Raw genomic sequence first — 12,649 nt, forward strand, 5'->3', positions numbered from 1 at the left:
TTTTCATTTTCTTCTCAGATAGTTGGGAAATAGATTTTTGTGGGATAATACTTCTTCAAAACCCTTTGTCAGAGCCTTTCCTACAGCCTGAATGGAAAACTTGTCTTCGGCGATCTCCCGGACGAATGCTGACATTTTTCTTGCAGTATGAGGATTCTGTGCTTGTTCCTTCATTGCTAGATAAAGCGACTGGTCATCTCCTGCTTCAAAAATCCACCCGCTTTTTCCCGGAAGGACCAGTTCTCCAATTCCACCTACACTTGAGGAAATGACCGGGATGCCACAGGAAAAGGCTTCTCCAATTACCCCCGGAACTCCTTCCCTTGCCGAAGCCATAATAAGAACTTCCGAAGCGTTCAGGTAGTGGCATTTATCCTGATCCCCAGCGACCCATCCCAGAAAGTGGATTCTGTCTCCGGCTTCTTCTTTTGCCAAATACTTCAGATCAGATTCATCTTGCCCTTTACCCAAAACAAGCAGATCAATTTCATCGTATTCTTTGGTTATTTTGCCAAAAGCTTTGATTATGGATCCCAATCTTTTGAAGCGCTCGTTGAGTCTCCCGATGTATATGAAATACCTTCGATTTGGATCGAGTCCTGTTCGTCTGCAAGCTTCTTCTCGATCCATAGAGCGGTAGATGTCTGTATCGATGGGAGGGCGAATAATACTCATTTTACTCCTTGAGATCCTGTACCGCTGGTTTAGCATAGCCATTTCAGAATCTGCGGAGGGGAAAACCCAATCAGCTCTGGGCAGGGTAAATTTCCGGATCGACTTTCCTAAATATCCTTCTGGTGTACTCCCTGTGTGATAAGCCAGGAGAGGGATTCTCAAAACTCTGCTTAAGAGCCAGCATATGTCGTATTTCCCACTGCAATAGTCCTGAACCAAAATAGCATCCGGTTTTAGGCTGATGAGTTTTCTGAAAAATTGAAAACTCCAGGGGAGCAGATAAGATGAAATACCTGCATAAGCCCGGTAGTGGGCTTGCCATCTCCAGGCAAAGGAAGGAAGGTAAAAGGCTTTCCAAAGTAGGCGATGAAGGAAGGATGATTTAAGCATGATGACTTCTCCTCCTATGTATTGATGCCTATCCTCATTTAATTCTGGTTTTAGGGTGAATGCCATCCATTTTATCATCCCTACCTTTTCTTGAATGATTCGTAACCAGGCATGGCTACCTGTATTGTGCCAGCTGGTCGCAAAATCCTTTTGGTTAACTCCATAATGGGGATAAAAGTCTTCAAATACGTCGGGGTAGTCGAAGAAGGCAATCGTGGGTCTACGGAGCTTATTTTTAGCCATGTTTCATGCATCTTTCGAGTAAAGAGTCCAGAACTTTATCTGAATCAAAGTAGGTTTCAGCTATTGATCTTGCAGCATCAGCATGTCTATCAATATTAGAAGCAGTTTCTTCCAGGGCTTCAATTGCTTCTTCAGGATTGGAGAAACATAGCAGACCTTCTCCTGTTTTCATGTAATTTGAAAATCCTGTATCCTGGAGTATCACCGGCCTACCACTGGCCAGGTAACAGGCGCTCCTTTCACTAAACCAGCCGGACCAGCTTTTGACATACCCATCTTTGGCTACACTAAATTCTCCCAGAGAGTCTTGCAGAAAGGATTGATAATCCCATGGATATAGCGCTACTTCCAGGGGATTGGTGATTGTCCAACCCGCCTGTCGTAATTCCTTTCGTGGGGCCTTGGGACTGCCCATTGCTATCTTAAATTCCTGTTTGCATTTTTCTGGGATTTGGAAATAGGCTTGAAAGCTTTCTCTTTTCATGCCATAATGGACTCCTTTGTATTGCAAGTCCTTGTAGCTTCTCCATTGCATGATGGTTGTGAAGCTGCTGTTTTTATCTGGTTGCGAAGGTTTCCAGTTTGAAATGACTATGGGCTGCTTGCTTATTTGCCAGCTAAATCCATCATCAGGAATGCTGCAACCGCTAAGGTTTATATTGCCACCAAAGCTAAAGAAACGATTGTGTTGGGCACAGAGTTCTTTTCTTTTGGGCTCTGTAAGGTTTCTTATTTGGGTGAAAAGAGGGTCAGTGTCTATGAAAGCTCGATGAGGTATTTGCAGCCAAAAATCCCTCAAGACATTGGCACCTGATAAATTGAGAAGGAGATCAAATTCTCTGGTTTGATTTTTCAATTTTTCTCCCTGCGGACCGTAAAAAGTATCCGTCAGCCCATCATAATAGGCCCAGATTTCTTCCAGTTGAAAGCGTTTAAAGACTTTCGTCAAATACTTGATTCCGTAAGAAGGGTCCTGATTATTTTCACCACTAATGGGATTATAACAGGCATATTCGCTATCTCCACTGTCTTCAAAATAGTATACTTCATGCCCCAGCTTTTTTAGGCCCAATACGTATTGCAGGTGATGCCAGAACATTCCTCCCATGGGCCCCCTCAGAAGATAGCCCATCACCAGGATTTTTAAACCCTTTTTGTATTTAGGAGATCCCGAGTTCATGGCAAAATTCTTTGAGTACCCATTTTGCATCCAGAAGATCGCAGGCTATCTCTCGAGCTTTTTTAGAATGCTTAGCGTGATTTCCCCGGATTTCATCAATCGCAGTCAAAGCTTCATCTGAAGTAGTAAATGCGAACAAACCTTCTCCTACGGGTAAAAAATCTGAATAACCCGTATCCTGTAAGATTACAGGTCTTCCACTTGCTAGATAAGCGCTACTTCTGTCGCTGAACCAGCCCGTACGATTGGCTACAAAAACCTGTTTACAAACTGTCAGTTCTGCATAAGAATCCAGGATGTACCTTTTGAAGCGCTCATAGGAAAGGGTCATGGCTCTTCCGTCTTCGATTTGCCAGCCAAAACTTTTTAGGAGTTCCAGGGGAAGCTTTTTACCTGATACTGCTATTTCCAGAGGTGCGGAAGTTTGATTTGGGAGCTCAATTATTTTTTCGAACTCCAGGTCTTTTTGGCCAAAAGTTTTGCCTTTGTATTGGATAGGAGCATGGGAACGCCAATTCATGACCGTTGAGAAAGCCGCATTTTTCGGTGGAGGTTGTACTTCAAATAAGCCGGCATTGACGGGATGTAAGACATGCTTCCAGTTTTTAGATGCAGTAGGAGATGAACTTGCATCTGTACCCACAAGCATTCCGTTGGTAAAATAGTGATCATAGCCAGATAATTGTTCACCTGCTTCCAGTCTGTGGCTCATTTTGATCTGGGTAAAAGCAGGTTCTCCATCTATCAATACCCTCATTTGACAGCCTTCGGATTCTTCTGCCCAGCTACCATGAGATCCCATGTCAATGAAAAGGTCTGCAGTACGAAAAATTTCCTCAACTTTCGTTTTGCTTAGGCCGTGGTACAAATCTCCGTACTGTACAAAACACCAATTATTCTCTAATCCAAAGGGCTTCAATAATTCTTTCAGAACCTGTAGTCCATACGCGCAATCATTGCTCATTTCTTCTTTTATGGGATGATAACAGGCATTTTCGTATCCAAACTTTTCTACAAAGTAGATTTCATGCCCCAGTTTTTGAAAGCCTATGATGTATTGCAAAACCCAGGACAACATACCCCCTAATGGATATCGGACCATATATGAACCCAGAACTATCCGTGCCATAATTTTTCAGATAATAGGTAGCCTTGCAATTCCCCTTTCAGAGACTTTATTTTTTCTTTTGCATTTTTGCTAATCGTTTGGCTAAGTTTTCTGGTATTGCTTTCCAGACATTGGTCAAATGCCTGAGAAAGCCTCAGCGGGTCTATCTGGTCGGCATGAAATAGAATGGGCCATCCCAGTTCCATTACTTGTCGACTAATTTTGGCTCCTCCCCGAATTGGATCAATGGGTATGGGAGGCACCCCATTTTTCAAGCTTAAAACTGTGCCATGAAGTCGAGTCGTTAGGACCAGGTCCATACGCGCGATCAAATTCTCTACTTCTGCCGGAGTACGAAGGCCACCCGCATTATTTTCCAAAGCCGTGTCTATAGGGACAACCGCCATTTCACGTGACTGAATGAGTTTCTCGAAAGCTGAATTGGCGAATTCATGCAGGGCATTCTCTCCGTATTCTTTTTGCTTATGGGCTAAGATCAATCCTACCACGGGAACTTGTTGGATAGATGCCGCCAGAGTAAAATCGGGATTGGCCATACGAGAACTGTCTCGTTCCAACAAAAAATCAAATGGATTCCACTCGTCAAGAGATTGGAGCATCGTAAGGTTAAGACCAATGTGTTTGCATGCCTTGAATTTCTCGAGAAATTCGGTGATCGGCCATCCATTCCCATACGGACCACAAACAAATATCACATGAGAGTATTTCTCTGGGCTTGCTTCCTCCCATAAAATACCTTCACCAAAACTGGGTAGGCAGGCAAATTCGAATGGGATGTGTTTTTCATCCAACCAGCTACCCACCAAATCTCTCGCTATGAGATCACCTGCAGTTGCTCCCATTCCCTCGAAACTGAACCAACCACTAATCAGTACATTCAAATTGCTCATGGGTTTGAGATTAAGGTTGATTCGATGAGATGTTGTAAGACTTTGTTTGCATCGAAATAGCTCTGAGCAATATCCCGAGCTGTACGTGAATGTAACTCATACTTGCCTTCAACTTCTCGTATAGAAGCTTCGGCGGATTCCATATTGCTAAAACTAAGTACGCCCTCTCCGGTAGGAATAACGGCAGGAAATCCGGTATCCTGAACAACTACGGGTTTACCTGCTGCAAGGTAGCAAGCGGATCTGCAACTGAACCAGGCAGTAGGAGTATGGACATAGCCTCCTTTGGCAACACTCCATTCTGCTCTCGAGCTTTCAATGTACTTTCTGTACTGCCCAAAGTCCCTGCAGTGCAGCATGGGGTTCTTTAGTTTCCATCCGTGATTTTTTAACAATTCTCTGGGGCTTATTTCAGGTAAATTATCAGTCTGCAAACCTTCCAATTGGTGACTTTGCCAATTGCTATGAATCATTTCAGGCATTGCGATTTCAAGTGAGACTTCAGGCAACTTTTGGGGCAAGGCCAAATAGTGAAGTAATTCTACATCTTTCTGTCCCAGCTTGTATTTCCCAAAATGAATAGGAGGATAGCTAGTCCAGTTCATGATGGTGGTATAGGAAGAATGCGAAGGCTTACCTACTTCCCATTCTTCCATGCAGATAGGTGTCCGGGTAGGCTGCCAATAGAAAGGTTGGTTTTGAAACTCTTCCGACATCCTTTCACCAAAACTGAAGTGATGATCATGGACCTTTAATCGATCAGTGAATTCTTGTTCGCCTTTCAGGATTTTTACCTGGGTAAATGCCGGATCACTATCAATGTAGATCATTTGCTTTACCGATCGATAATGTTCCGGATGCATGAGGGTTCCGGAAACGTTTATAAGTAAGTCCGCGGATCGTATGACTTCGGTTCGTTTTCCTTCACTTAATCCATACCAACGATTTTGGGTTGGAAAATGATAGGCCCAGCGATCTGCCAGGTCATAAGCGGAAAAAAGCTGATTGAGGTGATCAATATTTGCCTTGCAATCTTTAGCTACCCAGTCATTTCCCGAAACTCCTCCGTCAAGCGTATAGGGCCATTCTCCTGAATCTTCAATGTAATACACTTCATGTCCCATGCGATGAAGTCCTAGCACATATTGCAGGTAATCCCAGCTAACGCCACCTAAATGATGGTGTTGAGCAATAAGGCCCGTAGTTATGATTCGCAAAGATGAATTCATGAATTTTCCTTATTGGTCAAGGCCTTTTTTGCCTCGAGTACATTGCCTTCCAGTTCCGTATTGAGCCTATGAAGTTGTCCATCTTTTAAATGGAGCAATACATCGCAATCTTTCAAGGTATCCAGTCGATGTGTGATTAGGAAGGTCGTCCGACCTTTCATTAGGTTTTCTACCACCTCCATAATTGCTGCTTCTGTTCCGATATCAACCGAGCTAGTTGGTTCATCAAGGATGAGAATCGGGGCATTCCTGATAAAGGCTCTCGCAAGAGAAATACGTTGTCTTTCACCTCCTGATAACTGCATCCCCCTTTCTCCAACCTGTGCATCATAAGCTTCCTTGTCCTGCATAATAAAGTCATGGGCCCTGGCCGCTTTGGCTGCCGCTATAATTTCTTCCCGGCTGGCATCTGGATTTCCATACGCTATATTTTCAGCGATGCTTGTAGAGAATAAAACAGGCTCCTGCAATACGATGGCAAATTGGCGACGATAATCTTCTAAAGCATATTCCCGAATGTCCATTCCATCAAGGGCAATTTTACCAGATTGAGGTTCATACAAACGTGTCAACAAACTGAGTAGGGTTGATTTGCCAGCTCCTGTAGTTCCTAATATGCCGACCTTTTGTCCTGCCTGGATTTGGATATTGATGTCTTGCAAAACAGGAGTATCTTCTTTATATCCGAAAGCCATTTTTTCAAATAAGATGTTTCCTTTTGCACGTTTCAATGAGACGGGATTTTCCGATTCTTTAACTTCCCGTTCCATATCAAGTAAGTCAAATACTCTTTGCGAACTTGCCAAAGAAGATTGTAGGCTGTTTATGTTTTTGCTGATGGTTTCCATAGGACCAAACATCTGGGCGAGGTAGGCCATGATTACGGTAAGGTCCCCCAAACTGATCGAGCCCTGGTTTACAAATAAAGCTCCCATGTAGAGAACAGAGGCCGTTGCAAGAGCCATGAGCATGCCCAGTAATAGGTCATAGATGCCTCCCATCCAGGCTACCTTCATTTGGCTTCGAATGGCAGCCCAGGATCGGTCTTTGAACCTTTGTGCTTCCTGGTCTTCTCTTCCAAATGCCTTGACAACCCGTAGGGCTCCCAGCGTCTCATGTACAACAGCCATGGCTGAGCTTTCTGATTTTTTCACCTTATCCCAATAAGTCCTGAGTCGGGTTGATGAATAGCGTGTCAGAAAGAATAGCAGAGGAACGAGGGTAAGAGCGACCAGAGTAAATTGCCATTGCATACTGGTCATTACATACAGCATACCCAGAAGGGTAAGACTGGCAGTAATAAAGGGGAAGAGATTGTTGATTAACAAGCCTCGCAAAGAATAAGCATCGTATTGAATCCTGTACAAAGATTCTGAGCTCCCTTTTTGGTCATGGTACTGGAGCGAGAGTCTCTGGACCTGGTTGAACATAAGGGTTCGAAGGTCAAGTACCAGTTTTTCCCCCGTCCAGGACTGCAATAGCCAGCTCCCCATTCCCTGAGAATACCTAAGCACAGCTGTCCCAATAATCAAGAGGGCTGCAAACATGGACACTCCTTCCCAGCTTTCCCAGCTTTCGGGCAACATTAAATCCAGCCAGGCAGGAATAGGCTCGCTCCCAAAGGCATAATCCAATACCAATTTTATGGGTATGGGATTTAGTAAGGCCAGGGGCATAGATATGAGGTTGAGAATAAATATTCCCAAGAGGTGCAGCCAATAAGGTTTGGCTATCTGGATTACACGTCTGGTGAGTTTCATCTAGGAGGCAAAGGTTAATGAGAAAACTCAATGGATTCGAGTTCGCTCTGGGCTTGTGCATGCGTAGAGCAACTATAAGCTGCAGACGCACATTCATTTAAGCTTCTTATCAGAACGGTTAGGAAAAGGCCTCCGAAGATTGCAAAAAATATCCACTCCTTTTCCCACACAGCCAAAGAAGCTAAACTCCCAAAAATGAATATGAGGATTTTTGAAAACTTAGTGAAAACGGCCTTTGATCGAAAACGAAGGTATTGTTTTCCTCCGGTATGATCTTCTCCTGCCATGATCATGAATGTTTTGCCAAAGTTTCCGCCCTGTATTTCTACATCCCATTCGTCCCAGTCACCTCCATTGTGAACGATAAAATTATCTGCTTTCATACCCTCAACAATGGCTCGCAAACGGAGGTCAAGACTTATCCAGGATTCGCACCATACAGATTGTGTTTTTTGGATGTTTAGTCTATAGTTTCTTTTTCCAAAACGGCGCCAGGGAGTGAGGTCAAAACGTATTCGTCCATGGAGGCGCGCCAATGGTTGCATGAGTCTTAGAACGAAAACTCGAAAGCGAAATTTCCAGCGGGAGATTCTGCCTTTGGCAAATCGTCTGGGCACCTGGATTTTGCTGACAGAACTTCCAATATGGATAAATAATAAAGAAAGGAAAAAAGCCAGAAGAGGTATGCTAAACAGTAAGCTTGACCAGCCAATAGATATTATTGCTAAAATAGCCAATCCTGCAAGTACCAGGTAAAATTCTGGCATACTGAGGATGGAGAAATATGGGTTGCCGGCTGTTTCATAAATTGATTGAAAAGGCGCTAGCCCCCAGGTTCCGTGATAAACTCTCCAGGATCGCATCCAGTTTTTGAGCAAATTTCCATTACCATAAATCCTACCTGACCAACTATGGTGTCCCAGGGAATTATATTTTTGTGGCCATTTCTTTTCAAGCATCGCTTCAGACCTGCCATATCCGGACTGTTGCCTCCAGAATTTGGATGCACTTGGCCTTCGATGATGCCAAACGATTGCCGAGGGGCTATAACCTATTTTGAATCCGCGTTCCTGCAACCTCCAACATACATCTACATCATCACCTGCAGTTACAAATTGCTCATCGAAACCACCAATTTCCTGCAAAAGCTCTTTTCGGAAAGCCATATTACACCCGGGGATGTGTTCAGCCAGTCGATCGGACAGCAGGATATGGGTGGGATTACCTGGAACATAGTCAATGCAAGTCTCCATAAAAGGAGCATTTTGCGGGACAAGATTAGGTCCCCCAAAGGCGCTAAAGTTTTTATCCTTAAATGACAGCGCTAAATAGTGCAGCCAGTCTTTTTCCGGAAATGCGTCATCATCCAGATAAACTACGATTTCTCCTTTAGCAAGGAATAGGCCGGTATTTCTGGCTTTTGAAAGGCCACTACTTTTTATGTTTATAAGTTTAACGGGATAGCTTGCAGCAATTTCTGCAGTTCTATCTGTTGAACCATCATTTATAACTAAAATCTCGTAGTTGGGATAGTTCAGATTTGTGAGGCCATCCAGGGCTTGTGAAATGGTTTTTTCACCATTGTAACTACAAAGAACTACTGACATCATAGGCCAATGATGTTCCTTTGGAAAAGGATATTTTTGAAAACTCGCCTGAACTTTCGCAAGCGAAGGTTTGGGGCTACGATCTTTCCTTGTCAAACCAAATTCCCAATCATGCACTTCCTCACCTCCTCTAAACCATTCATCTGTCCAGGAAAAAATAAATAATCCTACACACCCTGAATTGAAGGTGCTTTCTATTTGCCACTGGAGGAAATCTGCCTGTTTCTCTTCCCCATTTCGCATCGCGTCCAATCCCACCTCTCCCATAAGTAAGGGCCGGTCTCCGGCAAGATTTTGAAGCCTGCTGAGATAAATTTCAAAATCTTCTTTCTTTTCCAGATAAACGTTGAAACATAACATATCCAGAAAAGGAAGATCGATGTATTCGGTTGTTGGGTAATTTACATAGGTAACGATAGCATCAGGTGCTTCTTCTTTCACCCAGGTGTAGGCCTGTTTGAGGTAGGATTCTATTTTCTTTTTCCCGATCCATCGGGCCATAGAAGCAGGAATTTCATTTCCCAAACCAAAGCAAAGCAAAGCGGGATGATCTTTAAGGCTTCTAACTTTAGACTTAAACATCCCCTCCAGATCAGGGGCTTTGTGGTTGTCAATCAGGTATCCGACATATTGCTCCGCTGATAAACCTGCCATTACCCACAGTCCTTCCTCATAGGCTATATCCAGCAAATGAGGAGGTGGATTGGTATGGGGAATACGGACAGTATTGATGCCAGACGCTGCCATCTGTCGAAAATCCTGTCTTAGTTTATTTTTGTCCTGATATTCATTCCCTTCCTTATCAGGTTCGAAAGCCCCATAAGAAACTCCCTTTATGTAGAGTTTTTCATCTCCTACATAAATGAATTTGGAATAAATAAATGGCCTTGAGCGTGCATTGGAAGGGCGTAATACAGAATTAACCCCTTCGATTTTTGATTTTTTTTCCTCTAGAGAGAGGGATGCCATATCCATTAGTGAAAATTAGTGTGGTCATGTTGTGGGAAAAGCTTTATTCTTAGGATAGTAGACTATTATTCTTAAGTTAATTTTTTTTTTGAAATATTAAAATAATTCGATTTTTGAAAAGTTCGAAAATGAAAATTCCATTGGTTGATGAAAAAATGTGTGGGGGAGGGGTATTGGGGACTGTTAATGCTATTTACTAAAAAAATTTAATTAATAGAATACTTAGTTAAAGTTTAATATTGACTTTAACAGCTTGCTGAGCACAAATTTTGTTAATGTACTAAATCGCCAAGTCATCCCAGTTATCGGTATCCCGAGAAAGTTTAGTTGTTTAAATTTCTTTTTTTGTAGAAACTTCTTAGTGCTTAGTGGCAATTTTTAGTTTGATAGCATGCTTTCTCTGCTTTATTGCACATATAAAGACTATGTTTTTCAATAAATAATATTTAGTTCCTGTTAATTTCTATTTTCTCACTAAAACTTCCGGCGCTGGCATTGAGCAATAGACGTGAACTACTATCGGGAGTATTGGGGTTGCCAACCAGACTTACGCCCGCGACTGCTATATCAATATCTCCGTCTTCATCTACGTCTTCAGCATCGATGGCATTGCTACAATCATCGGCAAGGATGACTTCATTAAAACTGAGGTTTCTGTTTCCTGAATTAAAATAGATACGCAAGGTTTTTCCCTATTTCTTCTCCCTACAACAGTTATGTCTTTCCATCCATTGTCATCAAAGTAAGCCAGAGCTGCCATAATCGCGTCTTATCCGGAAAGAATGAGATGCTTAACATAGCTGCCATCATGTTACTGTTCAAACAGGCCAGTTCTCCAGCACCTGCAGCATTATCCGTAAGACGAATCAGATAGTCCTGGAGGAGCGAGGCCGCTGCTTTAAAGGCTTCCTCGTTTAATATTTGAGTTTGGTCTGTGCAAGATAGCTAGAGGCATACAGACTTATGCTGATAAGTAGAAGTAGGGGTTTTATCATGTTTTTGTGCTTGGCTTATGGCCTATTAAACATTTTTTCCTAAATATGATTTACGAAGGATGTCTACATCGCAAAACAAAAACATTCCCGATCCACTCAGATGAAGAAAATCAACTTTCTCAGTCCTTTTCAAAATTTTGTCAAAATCGAGAGTTTCAGTGGAATTCTCCTGTTTTCCGCTACCATCATCGCCTTGATTTGGGCAAATTCCCCTTTCGCCTATTTATATGAATCTCTCTGGCAATACAAAATAGGATTTCATATCGCTGATTTTGCTCTGGATAAACCCCTCCTATTGTGGGTAAATGATGGATTGATGGCCATATTTTTCTTCCTGATCGGACTCGAAATCAAACGAGAACTCTTGATTGGGGAGTTGAATACTGTCCGAAAGGCGGCTTTGCCTTTTTTTGCTGCGGTCGGAGGCATGATAGTTCCGGTATTATTTTTTCTGATGCTAAATTCAGATCCTAAGGCGACTATAGGCTGGGGGATTCCCATGGCGACCGATATTGCCTTTTCCCTGGCAATTTTGAAGCTGCTTGGAAAAAGGGTGCCTTTAAGTTTGAAAGTGTTCCTGACCGCCTTTGCCATAGTAGATGATTTGGGTGCCGTGATGATTATCGGGATTTTTTATAGTTCCGGTTTGAACTGGGGGCTACTTGCATGCGGACTGGTAATACTGGCCATATTTTACTGGCTGGCTTTTCGACAGATTTACCTCAAATACCTCTTGTTTATTGGGGCTGCTGTTGTTTGGGTTCTTTTCCTCAAGGCAGGACTTCATCCTACCCTTGCAGGTGTCTTGGCAGCCTTTGCGGTTCCCATTCGGCAAAAAATTGACAGCGCAACCTATTTAGGTATGTTGGATCAAATTGTCGATGCCTTTCGAAGTTCTCCCAATGCCTCCAAAGTCATATTATCCAAAGAGCAGCTTCAACAGCTCGATTACCTGGAAGATTGGACGGAACAAGTACAATCTCCTCTTCAAAACCTGGAACATAAGCTTCATAGTGTAGTGGCTTATTTTATCATGCCGGTTTTTGCTTTGGCCAATACCGGGATAGCCTTTGGAGGAGGGAGTGTGATTGAACAAGGATTGGTAATCACCCTTAGTTTGAGTCTGCTTTTCGGTAAATCCATTGGCGTAGTCCTGTTTACCTTTTTGGGAACCGGATTAAAGCTGGCAGAATTACCCGAGTCGGTGGGTAAATGGCAAATCCTGGGAGTTGGCTTATTGTCGGGGGTAGGATTTACTATGGCTATTTTTATTGCTACTCTTGCCTTCGATGGAATGCCGGAAATGGTTGATTCCGCGAAAATCGGGATATTGTTGGGTTCCTTACTCTCAGGTATTGCAGGCTATTTGGTTTTGCGCTTTAATTCACAAAAATCTGTAGCATAAGAAATAACAATTCCATCATTTTCGTAGATCTGACGTCCCTATAAAAACATAGGTTGAATCATTGGATTTGTTTAAAGATGAAAAAAAAATGGATGTAGTTCAGTCAAATAATTTTTATGTTCGCGCTGAGAAATGGAAATCCCGGAAGGCTTTTAGTCTTTGAAAGTAGTATAAAAA

Annotated in this window: 9 protein-coding genes; 1 reads left to right on the forward strand and 8 read right to left on the reverse strand. The window is 42.8% G+C overall.

The genetic code is table 11. The annotated features are described in order from the left end of the window. Positions 1–3: 3 nt before the first annotated feature. From R8P61_06905 to R8P61_06940, 8 genes are all read right to left on the reverse strand, one after another. Positions 4–1,308: a glycosyltransferase family 4 protein gene (locus R8P61_06905; protein MDW3646771.1), complete on the reverse strand. Its 1,305-nt coding sequence runs from the start codon at positions 1,306–1,308 to the stop codon at positions 4–6. Continuing rightward, the gene (locus R8P61_06910) at positions 1,301–2,488 is read right to left on the reverse strand and encodes a hypothetical protein (protein ID MDW3646772.1); all 1,188 of its coding nucleotides are present in this window, start codon (positions 2,486–2,488) and stop codon (positions 1,301–1,303) included. Before R8P61_06910 ends, R8P61_06905 begins: the two co-directional genes overlap by 8 nt. Then, a complete protein-coding gene (locus tag R8P61_06915) occupies positions 2,469–3,617 on the reverse strand; it encodes a hypothetical protein (protein MDW3646773.1) in 1,149 nt (382 codons plus the stop codon). Before R8P61_06915 ends, R8P61_06910 begins: the two co-directional genes overlap by 20 nt. Then, the gene (locus R8P61_06920; protein MDW3646774.1) at positions 3,605–4,507 is read right to left on the reverse strand and encodes a polysaccharide pyruvyl transferase family protein; all 903 of its coding nucleotides are present in this window, start codon (positions 4,505–4,507) and stop codon (positions 3,605–3,607) included. Before R8P61_06920 ends, R8P61_06915 begins: the two co-directional genes overlap by 13 nt. Continuing rightward, a complete protein-coding gene (locus R8P61_06925; GenBank protein MDW3646775.1) occupies positions 4,504–5,736 on the reverse strand; it encodes a hypothetical protein in 1,233 nt (410 codons plus the stop codon). Before R8P61_06925 ends, R8P61_06920 begins: the two co-directional genes overlap by 4 nt. After that, positions 5,733–7,496 (reverse strand): ABC transporter ATP-binding protein, encoded by a 1,764-nt coding sequence (locus tag R8P61_06930; protein ID MDW3646776.1) that lies wholly within the window; start codon positions 7,494–7,496, stop codon positions 5,733–5,735. The genes R8P61_06925 and R8P61_06930 overlap by 4 nt, the downstream gene beginning before the upstream one ends. A gap of 14 nt (positions 7,497–7,510) precedes the next feature. After that, entirely contained in the window at positions 7,511–10,078 is a 2,568-nt protein-coding gene (locus tag R8P61_06935) for a glycosyltransferase (GenBank protein ID MDW3646777.1), read from the reverse strand. A 440-nt stretch (positions 10,079–10,518) separates the two neighbouring features. Further along, on the reverse strand, positions 10,519–10,755 hold the full coding sequence (locus R8P61_06940; protein ID MDW3646778.1) for a hypothetical protein: 237 nt from the start codon (positions 10,753–10,755) through the stop codon (positions 10,519–10,521). Positions 10,756–11,167: 412 nt separating this feature from the next. Here R8P61_06940 and nhaA point away from each other — a divergent pair, with 412 nt between their 5' ends. After that, positions 11,168–12,472 (forward strand): Na+/H+ antiporter NhaA, encoded by a 1,305-nt coding sequence (gene nhaA, locus R8P61_06945; protein MDW3646779.1) that lies wholly within the window; start codon positions 11,168–11,170, stop codon positions 12,470–12,472. The last annotated feature ends 177 nt before the right edge of the window (positions 12,473–12,649 follow it).

The organism is Bacteroidia bacterium (genome assembly GCA_033391075.1).
Lineage (GTDB): Bacteria > Bacteroidota > Bacteroidia > J057 > J057 > JAWPMV01.

Coding starts and splice junctions, on each gene's coding strand:
- R8P61_06935 (MDW3646777.1), bottom strand. CDS start 10,078: ATGGATATGGCATCCCTCTCTCTAGAGGAAAAAAAATCAAAAATCGAA.
- R8P61_06920 (MDW3646774.1), bottom strand. CDS start 4,507: ATGAGCAATTTGAATGTACTGATTAGTGGTTGGTTCAGTTTCGAGGGA.
- R8P61_06915 (MDW3646773.1), bottom strand. CDS start 3,617: ATGGCACGGATAGTTCTGGGTTCATATATGGTCCGATATCCATTAGGG.
- R8P61_06930 (MDW3646776.1), bottom strand. CDS start 7,496: ATGAAACTCACCAGACGTGTAATCCAGATAGCCAAACCTTATTGGCTG.
- R8P61_06925 (MDW3646775.1), bottom strand. CDS start 5,736: ATGAATTCATCTTTGCGAATCATAACTACGGGCCTTATTGCTCAACAC.
- R8P61_06910 (MDW3646772.1), bottom strand. CDS start 2,488: ATGAACTCGGGATCTCCTAAATACAAAAAGGGTTTAAAAATCCTGGTG.
- R8P61_06905 (MDW3646771.1), bottom strand. CDS start 1,308: ATGGCTAAAAATAAGCTCCGTAGACCCACGATTGCCTTCTTCGACTAC.
- nhaA (MDW3646779.1), top strand. CDS start 11,168: ATGAAGAAAATCAACTTTCTCAGTCCTTTTCAAAATTTTGTCAAAATC.